Origin of the sequence: Methanocella paludicola SANAE (genome assembly GCF_000011005.1) — an archaeon.
Taxonomy (GTDB): Archaea; Halobacteriota; Methanocellia; order Methanocellales; family Methanocellaceae; genus Methanocella; species Methanocella paludicola.
In genome coordinates this window covers 2,078,755-2,093,725 of record NC_013665.1, presented here as the reverse complement: position 1 = coordinate 2,093,725, position 14,971 = coordinate 2,078,755, and the positions used below count along the sequence as shown (strand labels likewise).

Annotated in this window: 24 protein-coding genes; 17 read left to right on the top strand and 7 right to left on the bottom strand. The window is 45.8% G+C overall.

The genetic code is table 11. The features are described 5' to 3' along the window. Positions 1-52 precede the first annotated feature (52 nt). The 4 genes from MCP_RS10645 (at position 53) to MCP_RS10630 (ending at position 1,294) form a co-directional block, all read left to right on the top strand. Positions 53-286 (top strand): hypothetical protein, encoded by a 234-nt coding sequence (locus MCP_RS10645; protein WP_012900849.1) that lies wholly within the window; start codon positions 53-55, stop codon positions 284-286. A 137-nt stretch (positions 287-423) separates the two neighbouring features. Next, positions 424-765: a hypothetical protein gene (locus MCP_RS10640; protein ID WP_012900848.1), complete on the top strand. Its 342-nt coding sequence runs from the start codon at positions 424-426 to the stop codon at positions 763-765. An 88-nt stretch (positions 766-853) separates the two neighbouring features. Next, the gene (locus tag MCP_RS10635; protein ID WP_128860201.1) at positions 854-1,027 is read left to right on the top strand and encodes a DUF1059 domain-containing protein; all 174 of its coding nucleotides are present in this window, start codon (positions 854-856) and stop codon (positions 1,025-1,027) included. 78 nt (positions 1,028-1,105) lie between these two features. Next, the gene (locus tag MCP_RS10630) at positions 1,106-1,294 is read left to right on the top strand and encodes a YgaP family membrane protein (RefSeq protein ID WP_128567167.1); all 189 of its coding nucleotides are present in this window, start codon (positions 1,106-1,108) and stop codon (positions 1,292-1,294) included. Between the two features lie 19 nt (positions 1,295-1,313). On the opposite strand, the gene MCP_RS10625 is transcribed toward MCP_RS10630, so the two are convergent. After that, positions 1,314-2,015 (bottom strand): methyltransferase family protein, encoded by a 702-nt coding sequence (locus tag MCP_RS10625; RefSeq protein ID WP_012900845.1) that lies wholly within the window; start codon positions 2,013-2,015, stop codon positions 1,314-1,316. 126 nt (positions 2,016-2,141) lie between these two features. Between MCP_RS10625 and MCP_RS10620 the strand changes: the two genes are divergently transcribed. From MCP_RS10620 to MCP_RS10605, 4 genes are all read left to right on the top strand, one after another. Next, a complete protein-coding gene (locus MCP_RS10620) occupies positions 2,142-2,312 on the top strand; it encodes a CxxC-x17-CxxC domain-containing protein (protein ID WP_012900844.1) in 171 nt (56 codons plus the stop codon). 104 nt (positions 2,313-2,416) lie between these two features. After that, on the top strand, positions 2,417-2,761 hold the full coding sequence (gene eif1A / locus MCP_RS10615) for a translation initiation factor eIF-1A (protein ID WP_128567166.1): 345 nt from the start codon (positions 2,417-2,419) through the stop codon (positions 2,759-2,761). Positions 2,762-2,828: 67 nt separating this feature from the next. Further along, on the top strand, positions 2,829-3,005 hold the full coding sequence (locus MCP_RS15730; RefSeq protein ID WP_158301486.1) for a hypothetical protein: 177 nt from the start codon (positions 2,829-2,831) through the stop codon (positions 3,003-3,005). 520 nt (positions 3,006-3,525) lie between these two features. Then, positions 3,526-4,521 (top strand): hypothetical protein, encoded by a 996-nt coding sequence (locus tag MCP_RS10605; RefSeq protein ID WP_231845069.1) that lies wholly within the window; start codon positions 3,526-3,528, stop codon positions 4,519-4,521. Between the two features lie 20 nt (positions 4,522-4,541). Here the strand turns inward: MCP_RS10605 and MCP_RS10600 are convergent, their stop codons facing one another. Continuing rightward, positions 4,542-4,913, bottom strand: a complete 372-nt coding sequence (locus tag MCP_RS10600; RefSeq protein ID WP_128860037.1) for a hypothetical protein — start codon at positions 4,911-4,913, stop codon at positions 4,542-4,544. A gap of 460 nt (positions 4,914-5,373) precedes the next feature. Between MCP_RS10600 and MCP_RS10595 the strand changes: the two genes are divergently transcribed. From MCP_RS10595 to MCP_RS10575, 5 genes are all read left to right on the top strand, one after another. Further along, complete coding sequence (locus MCP_RS10595) at positions 5,374-6,096, top strand: hypothetical protein (RefSeq protein WP_128567164.1); 723 nt, start codon at positions 5,374-5,376, stop codon at positions 6,094-6,096. A gap of 165 nt (positions 6,097-6,261) precedes the next feature. Then, entirely contained in the window at positions 6,262-6,951 is a 690-nt protein-coding gene (locus MCP_RS10590; RefSeq protein ID WP_012900838.1) for a hypothetical protein, read from the top strand. 65 nt (positions 6,952-7,016) lie between these two features. Beyond that, positions 7,017-7,181 carry a hypothetical protein gene (locus MCP_RS15875; protein ID WP_012900837.1) on the top strand — a complete coding sequence of 55 codons (165 nt, stop codon included), beginning with the start codon at positions 7,017-7,019 and terminating at the stop codon, positions 7,179-7,181. Between the two features lie 30 nt (positions 7,182-7,211). Beyond that, a complete protein-coding gene (locus tag MCP_RS10585) occupies positions 7,212-7,925 on the top strand; it encodes a molybdopterin-dependent oxidoreductase (RefSeq protein ID WP_012900836.1) in 714 nt (237 codons plus the stop codon). Between the two features lie 511 nt (positions 7,926-8,436). Further along, positions 8,437-8,940, top strand: a complete 504-nt coding sequence (locus tag MCP_RS10575) for a hypothetical protein (RefSeq protein WP_012900834.1) — start codon at positions 8,437-8,439, stop codon at positions 8,938-8,940. Between the two features lie 7 nt (positions 8,941-8,947). Here MCP_RS10575 and MCP_RS10570 read toward each other — a convergent pair whose 3' ends face one another. The 3 genes from MCP_RS10570 to MCP_RS10555 form a co-directional block, all read right to left on the bottom strand. Beyond that, on the bottom strand, positions 8,948-9,286 hold the full coding sequence (locus MCP_RS10570; RefSeq protein ID WP_231845068.1) for an AbrB/MazE/SpoVT family DNA-binding domain-containing protein: 339 nt from the start codon (positions 9,284-9,286) through the stop codon (positions 8,948-8,950). A 329-nt stretch (positions 9,287-9,615) separates the two neighbouring features. Then, positions 9,616-10,176, bottom strand: coding sequence for a DJ-1/PfpI family protein (locus MCP_RS10560; protein ID WP_012900831.1), 561 nt, complete (start codon positions 10,174-10,176; stop codon positions 9,616-9,618). 212 nt (positions 10,177-10,388) lie between these two features. Continuing rightward, on the bottom strand, positions 10,389-10,868 hold the full coding sequence (locus tag MCP_RS10555) for a winged helix-turn-helix transcriptional regulator (protein ID WP_012900830.1): 480 nt from the start codon (positions 10,866-10,868) through the stop codon (positions 10,389-10,391). A 208-nt stretch (positions 10,869-11,076) separates the two neighbouring features. On the opposite strand from MCP_RS10555, the gene MCP_RS10550 reads away from it, so the two are divergent. Then, complete coding sequence (locus tag MCP_RS10550; RefSeq protein ID WP_012900829.1) at positions 11,077-11,538, top strand: YkvA family protein; 462 nt, start codon at positions 11,077-11,079, stop codon at positions 11,536-11,538. Positions 11,539-11,632: 94 nt separating this feature from the next. Here the strand turns inward: MCP_RS10550 and MCP_RS10545 are convergent, their stop codons facing one another. Together MCP_RS10545 and MCP_RS10540 are read right to left on the bottom strand one after the other, a co-directional pair. Beyond that, positions 11,633-12,280, bottom strand: a complete 648-nt coding sequence (locus tag MCP_RS10545) for a phospholipase D family protein (RefSeq protein WP_012900828.1) — start codon at positions 12,278-12,280, stop codon at positions 11,633-11,635. A gap of 428 nt (positions 12,281-12,708) precedes the next feature. Further along, the gene (locus tag MCP_RS10540) at positions 12,709-13,239 is read right to left on the bottom strand and encodes a hypothetical protein (protein ID WP_012900826.1); all 531 of its coding nucleotides are present in this window, start codon (positions 13,237-13,239) and stop codon (positions 12,709-12,711) included. Positions 13,240-13,348: 109 nt separating this feature from the next. Here MCP_RS10540 and MCP_RS10535 point away from each other — a divergent pair, with 109 nt between their 5' ends. The 3 genes from MCP_RS10535 (at position 13,349) to MCP_RS10525 (ending at position 14,971) form a co-directional block, all read left to right on the top strand. After that, positions 13,349-13,672, top strand: a complete 324-nt coding sequence (locus MCP_RS10535) for a hypothetical protein (RefSeq protein WP_012900825.1) — start codon at positions 13,349-13,351, stop codon at positions 13,670-13,672. 112 nt (positions 13,673-13,784) lie between these two features. Further along, complete coding sequence (locus tag MCP_RS10530) at positions 13,785-14,267, top strand: 50S ribosomal protein L11 (RefSeq protein WP_012900824.1); 483 nt, start codon at positions 13,785-13,787, stop codon at positions 14,265-14,267. Between the two features lie 62 nt (positions 14,268-14,329). Further along, the gene (locus MCP_RS10525) at positions 14,330-14,971 is read left to right on the top strand and encodes a 50S ribosomal protein L1 (protein WP_012900823.1); all 642 of its coding nucleotides are present in this window, start codon (positions 14,330-14,332) and stop codon (positions 14,969-14,971) included.

The window sequence follows — 14,971 nt, the reverse complement described above, 5'->3', positions numbered from 1 at the left end:
ATTATTACCGCTCCCGTAGTAAAGGCTTAAAATGCAATAGCGGAGGACATAGATGCAAGGAATTCCGATCGACGAGCTGATCGCATGGAACGAAAAGCTCCGTAAACTCCAGAATAATGCACGGGTTACCGCGCCAGAGCCAGATGTACTCATGAAGGTTACGCCCGTGAGCAGTTTAGACGAGCTTGCCTTTATCCGGGGCGTTGAGAGGGACTTTGCCGGCCAGGCCGAGGGCGTGCTCCAGAGGCTGAACCTGTCCCATCTGCTTGTGCAGCCGCAAAAATAGCGATATCATCCCGATATCGATTTTTTCTTACTGCCGTAGTTTTTCTGAAAGGACTCCTGAAAAGCAATGTATTTCGAATAAGGGTTTTATATATTATTCATAAAATAATTAATGTTATTGTGGAACGTTGAGCCTGTATGTCGGTAGAACAAGCGGTCGATACGGTCAGTAAGATCCTGAGATATATGCGGGAGCTCATCGAGAAGATCTTCGAGTCCGAGACGAAATATAAGGTCGTGGGACGGGTCGGCGACTACCTGGCCTACGAGCTTCCCGGGGGCGAGTTCGCGGCCGTCGACATCACGGACAACGTGACCCCGGAGTCCCGGTACACACGGGTGACCACTACTCCCGCCTTTAAGACCCAGAATGAGCTTAAGCTTTATACCAGTAACCTGATGATCGATAAGTACATCCAGATGAAGCGCGACGTCGAGCGCGAAATGGGCACGCACGATTATGGCTCGCCTTACCTGTGAGCTCTTTTAGTCGGCTTTCATTCCGGCTCGGCCAGTCCCACTTTTATTAGATAATTATATTATCGCGTCTATTCTAGTCTGTGCGGTGATGGATATGGTGCAGGAGTTCAGCTGTAAGACCGCGGGCGCTGCCGGGTGCCCGTTCATGGTACGGGATGAGAATACCGACGAGCTCGTGAGGATCGTCCAGCAGCATGCAAGCAGGTTCCATAATGAGGCGCTTGATAAGGAAGAGGTCATGAAGAACGTGAAGCAGGTTTAGGGTCATTCGGGCTCGGGCGCTTCAGCCAGAGAAAATAATATATTCCATTATTTATATATTATTTAACTGGTGCCTATCATGTCTGACGATATGAGCGCTCGTGACCGTGTGTTGAGGATCATCATCGGGTTGATCGTGACCGCCATCGGCATTTTCATGTTCCTTTACCTGAACATGTGGCCGGGGATCATCGTGGCAATGCTCGGGATCATACCCCTGTCGACCGGGCTGCTAGGTTCATGCCCCATGGTGCCGCTTGCGGGCTAAGAAAATCCGTTCCGGGGAGTCACCAAACACGCGGGATTAGCCTGTATCTTACCTTCTTCTGGTAGTCAACATAGCCCTCCAGTTCTTCGGTCAGCATTTTCTCCTCGCCTACCGCCCTCGCACAGAGAAGAAGCGACATACACACGCCGATCGCAAAGCCATACATTGAACCGAGAAGCATGGGCGCCCCCAGGAACATCAGCACTGCCCCGAGGTACATCGGATGTCTTACAAAGCTATAAACTCCGGTCGATACTACGTACTGATCTCGCTCTCTCTGTATGCGGACCAGGGGCGAAAGGAACGGGTTATCGGCAAAAGCCCGGTACAGAAGGAACGCAGAGGCCAGTAGCCCTAAAGCACCGAGGACTTTTATCCATGCCGGAAGGGCTGGCGTCCAGCCGAACCTCTTTGCGTCGAGCGGCATGACGATGACCCAGGCGAAATATGACAGCGCTATTGCTATGAGAAAATATCTGTCCCATTCTTTTTCGCCACCGGTCCCCGGGCGTCTGAACCTTTCGGCAAGTAACCCGGGGTTGCGTCGATAGAGGTAAATGATGACGGATAGGCTCAGCAGAATATACCACGCGCAAAAAGCCCAGCCCTCGGGCCAGAGCCAGTCGCCGGATAAGGCCAGGATAATGGCAGGTATTGCCAGCATGACTGCTATCATGTGAATAATGCGGCCAGGCGTTAATCTGATATCGTCGACGTCCATCGAGATGTCTCCCCGTTTAAAGGGTATTTTACCAATAATATATATTTAAAATAAAATTAAACAGATATTTATACTATACCGGCCTTATTGTAGGTGCAGGGCCTATGCCCTGACTGAGAAATTATCATGAGAGACAGTGGATTTAGGGGCCGAAGAAGCTTCGGAGGCCCAAGAGAGATGCACAAGGCTACTTGTGCCGACTGTAAAAAGGAATGCGAAGTGCCGTTCAAGCCCAGCGAAGACCGGCCCGTATACTGCCAGGACTGCTTCCCCAAGCACAGGAAGCCCCGGTACTAAATTGATAAGATCAAGCCTTATCAATTAAATTTTTTAATTTTTATATATTAAAAAAAATATTACTATATATAGTATGATAGCGTTATTGTCTTGAAGGTGTAACACTGTATAAACCACATAACAAAGGCGGCAGAAAGCCGGCCAGCGCCGCGGGCGCAGAAGTCACCAGGGTGAGAACCCCAAGAAAAGCGGATAGAGAAATATTAGGTACCGTCACGAAATTACTCGGCGCCTCTCACTTAACTGTCCTGTGCCTGGACAACGTCACCCGCATGTGCAGGATCCGGGGCAAGATGAAGAAGAGGACGTGGATCCGTGAAGGCGACCTGGTCATCGTCGTGCCATGGGAGATCCAGGACGAGAAGGGCGATGTGACCTGGCGATATACGGGGCCCCAGGTAAGCTGGCTCGAGCGCAAGGGCTTCCTGAACGGCGCGCCATCATTATAAGTTCCGACTAAAAAAAGTAAAAAGGACTAAAATGAAGTATATTTCTCTTGCATTCCATAATAGTGAGATGATCGTAGTCGACGGCATGGACGTGTTCACGGCCTATTTTTGCTATTCTAAAAAGCAGAGGCAGGGCCCGGTCTCTATTCCGGCGCCTGCGGTGATCGCCGCGGACGAAGATGAGACGTCTTTAGTTTCACCCGTGCCAGAAGAGATCGATATCGTTGATGAAGACGTGCTCTAATGCACTTTTTCAAATATACTATTATTTAACGGTCAATTAGAAAACAAGCTTGACCGCTCTTAATATGTCGGGAATGTCGCGGCCCCCGATATTTCGAGGAGCCGTGATCTCGATCGAAAATCAGAACACTATGGTGAATTAGTAGATTATCTGCGTCTTCCGCCACGTTTGTTCTTTTTAGCGGTGCTGTTGTGTTCGCAGCGCTCGCACTTTCCTGCAGCGATGCTGGTGCCCATCATTGCGGGCGGTACTACGGGACAGTCTCCCTTATATGTACATGTTACCAATTTTATCACTCCAACTCATACTGGGCCTTCGAGTATATAAGTGCATCTGAATCAATCGTGGGCATATCCCTTTGACGCTTGCCAGATCCAGCTGCCTTCGGCCTCCGCCGGCCTGTATTAATCGATAGCTACTTAAATAATTAAATAAAAATATATTATATAACATGCGCTTTGTATTCCGGGGTATCGGTTTGGCATTCAATAGAAATTTATTGCCGCTTTTCATCATTTTGATGCCTGTCATTACGAGCGGCTGTCTTGGCGGCACTTTCGTTACGGGGCCTGCCGTTTCCGTCCCGGCTACGGTTAATTCCGGCTACTATAACATGACGTATAACTGGTCGTACGGCGGAGACTGGACGACCACGATCGATGTGCCGGAATCCTTATATGACTTTTACAAAGGCCAGCCCCATGACCGCCAGGACGACTATGCCCAGTACGCGTTATCCGACTACGACCGGACATCCATGAAGAACCTGGTGGACACTTTCTGCGATTCCGGAGATAGGTGCGGGTTCACGGAATATGATGATGTAATGAGCGTCGTGAGCTTCGTTCAGGCGCTACCATATACGTCCGACGAAGTGACCACGGGCTATGACGAGTACCCGAGATACCCGGTCGAAACGCTGGTCGATAACGGCGGCGACTGCGAGGACACGGCCATTCTGGCCGCAGCATTGCTCAACGAGATGGGGTACGGCGTCGTGCTGCTCGAGCTTCCAAACCATATGGCCATAGGCGTAAAATGCTCTGACGATTACCCCGGCTACTGTGTCGAATATCACGGGGCAAAATATTATTACTTAGAGACTACGGGCGATAGCTGGAAGATCGGGCAGATGCCGGACGAATATGAGGGCCAGAATGTGAACGTTTACCCGCTCATACAGTTGCCGCAGATGGACATGGACTTTAACGCCACATACGAGGACCTTGACTCCGTATACGTCTATTACCGAGTCCACTGTAATATCACGAATATCGGGGTGGGTACAGCCCGGAACGTGTCCGCCTATTTTGCCGCTCTGGCGCCGAGTCAGGGCGAGGATAGAGTATGGGACCCTGATCGTACTATTGCATTAGGCGATGTGGCGGAGGGCGGGACAGGATGGGCCGAGGCATCTCTCAGGATACCGAAGAACGAGAGCTCGCAGATCGAATGCGCACTCTACGGGGACAACTTCGAGCCTGTAGTGATGAAAACGAAAACATTCAGCACATGATCATCTCGCCGCAATATCAATTATCCAGTGTGCTTGTATACGCTTATTTTGTAAATGCGCGTGAACAGGCACGAGGGGCAGACGACCACGCCCTTGAACTCGTCCAGCGTGATCTCCTGGTCCGTCTGTTTCAGGCAGTTGGCGCACTTCGCGTTCTTGACGAACTTCCAGATATCGTACTTTCTATTTTCCTTATCCACATTGAGATCCGGCATCGTGGAGGCCACATGGAACTCGTGTATCACATAGCGCCTTTCGGCCCCGCAATTCGAGCAGGTCACCACCGCCTGATTGGGCACGATCTCGACCTTCTGTGCGGCGACCCTGTGGCAGTTATAGCAATTCGCCTCTTTTTCGAATTCCCACTTCGTGATCAAAGGCCTATCGACCATAAATTTGCACCAAAATATCATATGTACTTCAGGTAAATCATATTATGCACAATTAATGGAATTTATCATGACCCAATCGCCTGATATTTTCCTGCATTTGATTTTACCAAATAATTAATTCATGATCGAATTAACATATCTTGGTGATACAACATCACAGACGATATTGGTGCTTTAAGAGGTTATGTAGAACTTGACGAGCTGGAGTATCATCTCGACATAATAAAGAGGAACAAACGGGAAATGAGTGACGCCATCGATGAGGCGCTACAGGATGATGAGGTTAAACGTAGGTTACAATCCGCAATAGAAAATATCAAATATTTCTGCCAGGAAGTCGGCCGGATCCATCAGCAGAGGAAAAAATAGTGCCTTGACGATATACCATACTACCGATCTTACAATTTTAATAAAAAATTACTATTTATAGTATTAAGTAGCAATGGCTTGTGGTAAGTATATGAAAGTAATTACGTATTTAGTGTTATTTTTTATTGCCGCGAGCGTCTTTTTTTCCGGCTGTACAGCGCAAAAGATCCCCGATGCCACTGTACTAAATACCCGGTATGTTGGCGGTGAGCATAACATCACAGTTTATACGTTATGGCGCCATGACCTTCACAATGCTACCTGGGCCGAGTTCGAATATACGGTAAATGGAAAGACAGAGAGGGGCGACTTCGTCGAAGATTATGTGCCCGCATATGAATTCCTCAAATCGAATACCAGCCCGGACAGCATCATTACCTGCTGGTGGGATTACGGCCACTCGATCCGCGGATGGTCGGGCAGAGAGCCGGTCGTTGATATCCCTTCGGTGGAGATAGCGAACTCCGTAAGCCCCTACATGTATATGTCCGATGCGGAGAAAAAGGAGTTCAGGGACGAGTTCTGTACGGCGCCCTATAATAAAACGAAGGATATCGCAGCGATATTGACGGCGGATAACCCGCAGGATGCCATAGCGTTGATGGAAAAGTATGGCTCGGATTATCTGTTCGTAGTCGATATGGACCTGGAGAAATCCCCGGTCTTCTTATCCATCGCCGGTAAACAGAATGTAAGCACAGACTCCCCTGATTTTAATAAGCTGGTCATCTGGAAAGCGCTTAAAGGTGAAAATATCGATGGTTTCGAGCTGGTCTACTCCGGCTCGGGGGCTCATATCTATAAAACGATATGAAGTTTAAAAACTTTTTAATTTTAACATACGCCGATCCCATTAATCCTGGCCGTTTGGAAATATATAGTTATGATATTCTATAGAGGGAAACCTGAAGTAATAATTATTCAAATTTTATTTTAGCAAGGCTCGAAATGGCCAGCACAATGAACGAATGGTTAAGCTATGGCTGATCCAATTGTAAATAATGCATTCTTTCAAGAGGCAGTTTGGACTGGAAAATATCCCCTGATCAAGAATAAAATACTCTGGAGAAAATTATTGGCCAACTATGCCATTCTTGGATTAGCGCTGTATATATCGCTTTTCGTGATATTATCTTCGATATTTATTATAACATCGCTTGACCCGATTACAAGTATATTATTGGGGCTCATAGCGCCATTAATGATCATAGCAATGATCATCTGGATGCCCATCGCCTATCATATCATTAGCATGCTATGGGTTTCCGGAGTCAAGCATGGAGTCGACGCCACTTATGTTGTTAATAATACGGGTGTCGGATGCATCCTCAAGGGCTTCAGGTTACTCGGGCCTCATTATCCTGACCTCGAATATTTTAACGATCCCGATTATTGGGGCAGCGAAGTCAACTATTTATCGTCATACGCCGATATCCACGATGCCGGGCAAAAAGGTAAATCTACATTTCAGCTTATAGAATGGCCGAAGGTAAAATGCGTTCATCTTTACCCCGATAAGCTCGCCATCGAGGTCCGGGGAGAGCTATTACGTATGCCGGTCATACTCTTTTGTACCGGGTATAATTATGAAAGTATTGTGCAGTTAATCTATATTCACGTTGATCATTCGTTGATAAGGGCCGGCGAGACAATCTTTCCTACGTTTTAACTCCATACATAAAATCAGGATGTGTTATCGTGACGAAGCCTGATATCGTTAATGCGTGAAGAGACATGTGTATTAGCTGTGGGTGCGGATTTTTACACGATAAGCATAACAACCCCAATAATATAACGCTGGATGACCTCGAGAAGGCCGCAAAGTCTGCAGGAATGAGCGTCGAGGACGCGGCAAGGAATATAGCGAACGCCGTCGGGCTAGCATGCGAGAAAAAATGAGCACATGATCGGCGGAGGCATGACCCTTCTATGGAAAAGATCTCGGGCGTGGCAAATGAGGATAAAATATCCCGGCGCACGATCATCAAGTTAGGCATATCTATCGGCATTGGATTGTCCGGGATAGCGGCCGCAGGATGTACCGGGCAAGTCTCGCCCTCCGCCGTGTCTTCACCCGCCGGGCTTGCCGAATTAACCCAATACGAAGGGCAAAGGCTCGACCCGATGAAGAATATTCGCGTGAACTCCATAAAAGGGACTCAGCATATCGAGGCCGATAAATATTCCATCGGTGTCGGCGGCCTTGTCGATATGCCGAAGAAATACTCTTATTCCGATCTCGTGAATCGTTCATCACTGAAAAAGGTAGTTACCCTGCACTGCGTCGAGGGCTGGGATGCGACGGCGCTCTGGGAAGGGTTCCCGCTGAAGGGACTCCTCGATGAGGCCGGTATAAAACCCGGGGCTAAGACAGTGATCTTTTATGCACAGGATGGCGATTCGACGTCGTTTAGCCTCGACGACATCCGGGCCCAATTTTTCCTGGTCGCGCACAAGATCAATAACGTTCCGCTGACGGCGGAACATGGGTATCCGACCCGCCTCGTCGCCGGCGAGAAATGGGGCTACAAATGGCTCAAATGGATCACCCGGATCGAGCTATCCGACCAGGAATATAAAGGGTACTGGGAGACCAGGGGATACTCGAATAACGGTGACCTGAATAAAAGCTTCTTAGCGTGAGGGTGTCTTGATGAATATACTTTTAATAAAAAGGATAATCGCATGGACTCTCCTCGCGGTCACCTTATTCTATTTGCTGACCGGTTTCGGCATCACGAATTCGAGCACGGTGGACTCGCTAACGCTGGGTTTATTGGGTAAGGCCATGTCGTTCAGGCTGCACGAAATCCTCTGGATTCCTTTCATAATTTTATTAGCGGCTCATGTCTTTCTTAATACACTGATGAAAATATGGAAAAGATCCGCATCTAATCGCCCGCGTCCTTGAAGTTCCCGAAGCACTCCACGGTCAGAGCTCCCTTAAAGCATGTAGCTCATTAAATATTTACTAAATTGATAGATAAATCTATAGTTTCTGTTCATCCCGGCCACGAAGCGGTCAATATCCTGAGTTCTTGGGAGATTTTTATATAATCACTATAGACTATAAAGGGTAGATTAATCGTATATTGTTTTTCAAATTTTATTATACACAAAATGCGCCGGCATTGCCGGCCGTGGCGATAAACGTATGGTTAACGACGGGAAGTCATTGTATGGGTGGATCAATGAAAAACCATTGTACGAACGGATCATTTCCTGGACCCTGCTTATCGCCTTTGTGTTATTTATTATTCTCGTCGAACTATCACAATGGTTCCTCATCGTAAGAGCCATGTTCAATCTCTTTGGACTTGACTATACCCATTATGCTTATCTCGTGCCCTTCGAGTACATGATAGACGGCGAGAACGTAAGCTTCGTCATCGCAATTGCCGCGATCATCCTCGCCATCCTTATCATGATTTTTCTCTGGGGGGATCAAGATGTTAAAATGGTCATTATCCTATTCGAAATACTGGCGATCGGGATTGCCGCTTATATCATCGTATGGGTGATTGCCGTCTATTTTGTGATGGTACTGATCGGTTTGACCTTCGGTAAATGGACCATGATCATGGCATTTCTCGTCGCGGTCCTCATCCATGTATTATTTTTCATCGTCAGAAAAATCGCAATATCTCTTCGTCCTTAGAATTCACCTATAGGGGCTCTATGATTATTTTTTTATCTTTAACATCGATCTTCACATCAGTACCTTCTTTTAAGCCTGTGATATTCGCTATCTCTTTAGGTATTCGTATCGCGAGGCTTCCGCCTATCTTGAACGTCTTCCGTGTGAACATTTGCTCATATAGGTCCTGGTATTCTTTTTCATCGACCCATTCTTCCTCGCATTTCGGGCAGACCTCTACCAGGGCATATATGCCCTTACGAAGCTCTCTTTTTTCTTTTTTCATCGGCGTATCACAGATCGGGCATAAAGTCATTGGCATTCCTCCGCGGTTATAATGACCGGCGTGTTCCTTTTTATCGTACATACGAATCTTATTTTGTAGATACCTGAGCTACTTTGCAGAATACCGATACTTCCGTCTTTTTCGATCGGCTTCTCGATCCGCGCAGTCTTTATGCAATGTTTCGCTTCATCCAGGTCCAGCTTGAATCTTTCAAGCAACGCCATGGCTGCATGCGTGGTGAATAGGATCGGGAGACTATGGATATCTCTCAATTTATTCACCTGGTATATACTTTGTATATATGAAGTTTATATTAATACTTTGCAGAATCATCTTACTATGCAAGTACTTATTTAGTAATTAATTTTTTGCAACTTAAAAGAAAAATAATGAATTTTAAATAACGATGATCAGTCGCCCACGTCCTTGAAGTTCCTGTAGACTTCCACGGTCTCCAGGTAATCTGCCTCATCTCTGTATATGTTAAAGATCCTGCCCAGCTCGAGCGCTAGATCCACGTATCCTACGGCCTTTGCCGTTACGATGTTGCCGTCAACTACGATGTTATCCTCAACCCTTTTTGCATGCTTGAAGTCGTCTTTGCGCTCCGGCATCCTGTACGACGTGTACCTTTTTCCATCCAGCAGCCCGGCTTTCGCCAGGTGCACGGGCCCGGAGCATATCGCCGCGATGACTTTGCCCTTCTTGCTGAGACCCTGGAGCGTTTTGGTTAAAATGGGGTTGCCGTAGATGTTTACGTGCTCTCCCCCGGGGATGACGAATAAGTCCACGTCGTCGAGGTTTATGTTGCTTAACTTCATGTGGGGGTTTACGATGAAGCCCTCATGGGATGTGACTTCGCTGCCGTCTATGCCGACGGTCACGATGTCGCCGGCTGTTTTCATGAAGAGGCTGGTAAGGATCACTTCGTACTGGACGAAGGAGGGGTAGACGAGGATGAAGGTTTTCATAGGCGTTCGCTTGAGTGTTTGACAGGGCTATTATTTAAGAATATTCAGCTATGGAGACTTAGGTAATGCCGGGTTTCCCGCGGGTTGAACCACGGAGGCACGAAGAGCACAAAGGCTCACAGAGGACGGCATTTGGGGATTAAAGGCAGAGAGTTTAAAGAGGCACAGAGCAAATGCATGTCCATGTAAAGTGATTTTGAGATTACAGGTGGTCAGCCATGCGAATACTTTCTTTTTAGCTTCTTATCCAGGATCTTCGATATCTTTTCCGCCGCCTCTTTAGTCAGGATAATCGAGCCATCGATAGGCATCTGTATCACATTATCGGAAGCTTCCCGGATTTGTTCTTCCATTCTAAATGACTCGCCTATTTGTTTTTTTATTTGTTCCCAAAGCTGCTCGTCGCTCATTGGATTATCGGCCTGGCTGAAGCTATGTGCCAGAGAAGCGGATATTAACAATTTCACGAGGTCATTATCGGCCAGCTTGAATGTTTTGAATTTGCCGACCTGGCTGTCTATTACCACAATATTATTTCGAATCAGTTCCGGAATTTTCTGGTTGACCGTTGTCCTGGATAGTCCTGTGTTTTCACTAATGTCTGTCTGATTATATGACTGATCCATGTTGTCCGCTAAAAAGTCTATGATCCTGACCTCTGAAGTGCCGCCCAGGAAGTCTTCTAGAGCCATATGACAACGTATTTGTTATCTTTATTATTTAAACATATTTGACATAAAGTACAATTTATTTTACATTTAAATTGCAAATTATTGCATAAAATCTTTATCGTTTGAGTGTTAATTAAAGAGTATTATCTGGCAATCGATAGTCTCGTATTATTAGCAAGAAAAGAATAGCTATTTATTATAATAAATTATAGGATTTACTGTAATTAATATGGCTGCTTGTAGTGATAAACAACTCAAAGTAAATTTATATGATTATAACATTGATGATTTATTAAAATCAAATAATGTAGACGACATTAACGATAACTTAAATGGAAAGATAATAGGCTATGAAAAGAACTATTCCGAAACATCATTTTGGAACAAGATAAGAAAATACGGTAGAATCGCCGGATCTAAAGTCGTTTATCAGGCTTTATTACTATATTACGCTGCAACAAAAGCCACTACGCCATTGCAAGTAAAATTATTTATTTTCGGTGCATTAGGCTATTTTATACTACCAGTTGATGTCCTTCCAGATGTTATTGCCGGACTAGGATATACGGATGATGTTGCCGTTATACTAGGGGTAATAAAATCTTGCCATGCATATAATGATGAAGAGTGCAAGATTAAGGCTTCATCGAAATTGAAAGAAATTTTTGGAGATAGTGTTACAACTGCTTAGAAATTATTTGGAATTCTTTTTATAACATCCATAGCAGACTGGTTTACCAAACGATGTCTTTGCTTTCTTCCCGCATAAGTGACAATACTTCTCTTCATATTTGGGCATATTTGGGATCCTGGTATTTAGCCCATGACTTGTAGCACTTATCGCATAAAGGCTTATCAGGATTATTTTCGATTTCGACACCGCATCTTATACAATAACCAGGTGCCATTGCATCCTGTATTGCCGTTATTGTCTTTTTCGTAAAGCCTATTACTGTAGATACCGAATCAGCAAATTTATTATATGGTTTGCTTTGCCCGATAAGAAAGTCGACTTCTTTCGCCAGCTCATTATAAAGTTCTGCATCAGTCGCTTTGCTTATCTTTATGCCCATCTCATGGTTATTTTGCTGGGAGTACCTGAACAAGTTCATAGATGTGATGATGGCCGTATCATGGTTCATGTAGCACTTTGCATGTAAATTTTCCAGTGAATAGAGCTTGATACCTCTTATGCCTTTTAGAAAAACCATATCCTCGTCTTTTATTTCATCACGATAGACAAGCCGCAGGTCAACCGATTTTGTATCAATCTGGTTGAGCATTCCTTTTAATAAGGGGCTTAATTGGACGTAAGGGCTTATGAGAAATAATTTTTCTTTAGAATTTTTTATGACTTGCTCAAGCGCATGTGAAGTACCAGTTGTAGTAAGAAATTCGGCCATTTTTATACCAGGTAAAACTTTTAATTGCATCTATATCAATCGCTTATACCTTAAAAATATACTTCTCATTTCAAAATATTTTCCAAATATGTAACGATAAACCCAAGGTGAGCAACTATTAGCGATACTAAACTCAAAAATGGCCTGGTACCTCATCAAAAACTATCGTAAATAATCGAGTCAGAGGAGGCTTTATATTCGATTGGAAATATCCTGGAAAAATACCTATACTTACGGAAAAATCCCCCGAACTTACACAGTTATCGGAGAAAATGTTACAAATAAATAGGAGTCTAATAAATCTTAAAGGAAAGCAGACGGATGAAAAAATTCGTATTGAAAAAGAGATTTTACAGACAGATAAAAGAATAGATGAGCTTGTTTATGATCTATATTTGTTAACAGTGGAAGAAAGGCAAATCGTAGAAGAATTTATAAAATAAACGTCTAAGGATGGCTTATTCGTTAATCAGGATCTCTCCATGCAGGTTCTCATACTTCCGGATCTTATCATCAAGTTCATCCCGAAGCTTTTTGGCAGATTCTTTAGTCAAAATTACAATTCCTTCAGATGGGAAAGACCATGCTCCTTCACTGCACGGGCTCTCACTAGCTGACTCGATCCTCGGCTCGGTTATGCGCTCCGATACTACGCCAGACAACCCCAGACCTTTCCTGATATTACCGATCGACTCTTCCTTATCAAGCGGGTCCGACCCCTGTATCGAGCTATAGGCACAAGCAGATGCCACTATCAACTCGACGAGCCTATTCTTAGCTAACCTATACGTCTTCACGTTCCCGGCAGACTGATCCACTTCAAGTATCCTGCTCTGGACCAGCTCCGGGATAAATTTAGACAGAGTCATCCTGGTAAGACCTGTCATTTCGCTTAATTCTGAAATATTGTAAGAGTTACCAGCGTCGCCCAAAAAGAAATCAATGATCTTGATCTGTGATGTATCTCCTAGAAAATCGCTTAATGACATAACCCGGTCCTCGACAAACCGCCAATACGATGTATAAATGTATATTCAATATGTATAAATATTTTTACACAAAATAAGTTTAAATAAGTAATTACATATTTATTACTAAATGGATAATGACTTTAAAAGCTATAGCATGTATGAGATATTCATCATATACAAGTTATACGTTCATGGCCGATGGTGCAGCGCAAGCTCGAAGCACATAAGCAAAGACGATGCCGCCACAGGAGCGCCCGGTAAAAGAAAGGACCTGGCAAAAGAGGCTATCGAATCTTTGATTAAACGCCAGATCATATGGCAGGTTAAAAAGCAGGGCAGAGACGATATCTGCATATTAAAACAGAACATAAAGTTCATAGAGGACATGCTTTATTATTATTCGGGAAAGTCGGGATATGATTTTATAAGCCCTTACAGGCTTAGCCGATAATATTAAAATGGCTTCATGACCATAATCCGGGCAGACTTCCCATATGTAACATTTATATACCCCAAACACCCTATTGAACCAACATTCTCTACAAAATAGAGGAGAAACTGAAATGGCAGATGTAGTAGAAGTCTTGGTGCCGGGAGGCAGAGCGAACCCGGGTCCCCCGTTAGGACCTTCGCTGGGGCCGCTGGGCATCAACATAAAGAAAGTGGTCGACGAGATCAACAAAAAGACCGCGGATTACAACGGCATGACCGTCCCGGTCAAGATCAGCGTCGACGCCAGCAAGAACTTTACAGTTGAAGTTGGCACACCACCGACATCTGCGTTACTTCTTGCCGAGGCCGGAGTCGAGAAGGGCTCTGGTACACCCAACACCGTCCAGGTGGGTAACATCACCATGGACCAGGTACTGGCCGTCGTCGCGAAGAAGAAGGGCGCATTCCTTTCTTACACGAAGAAGAACGCGGCGAAGGAAGTCATCGGTACCTGCGTGTCGCTGGGCATTACCATCGAAGGCAAGAAGGCCAAGGACATATACGCAGACATCAATGCGGGACAGTACGACGACAAATTAGCAGGATCACTATAATCTGATTTTGTTATTCTGTCGTAGTAGACCGTTTTGGTCGGAGACTACGGAGGAATAAATTAATGGCAAGAAAAGAAACGGTAGAAGCGGTCAAGAAGGCCTTGGCCGACAAGCCGAAGCGGAATTTCACTGAAAGTGTTGACCTTGCCATAAACCTGAAGAACATAGACCTGAGCCAGCCCAAGAACCGTGTCGACGAGGAGATCATCCTCCCGGCAGGCCGGGGCAGGCCCGTCAAAGTTTGCGTCTTCGCAAAGGGCGACGTGGCCATCAATGCCGAAAAGGCAGGCGCAGATTATGTCTTCCCCCCCGAGGAGATCGATAAGCTCGGTGGAGACAAGGTTCGGGCCAAGAAGCTCGCGAAAGAGGTCAACTTCTTTATAGCCGAGACCGCCTACATGCCTGCGATCGGTAAGAGGCTCGGCCAGGTGCTGGGCCCGCGCGGCAAGATGCCGACGCCGTTACCGCCCCAGGCGGACGTCACCGTCATGGTGACCAGGCTCAAGAAGGCTATAAAGATACGCTCGAAAGACAGGATGACGTTCCACACGATCATCGGCAACGAGACGATGCAGCCGGAGCAGATCGCCGACAACATCGACGCCATCTTGAACCGTATCGAGGGCAAGCTCGAAAAGGGCAAGATGAACATCGGCTCCGTCTACGTGAAGACCACGATGGGGCCCGCCGTGAAGGTGATGTAA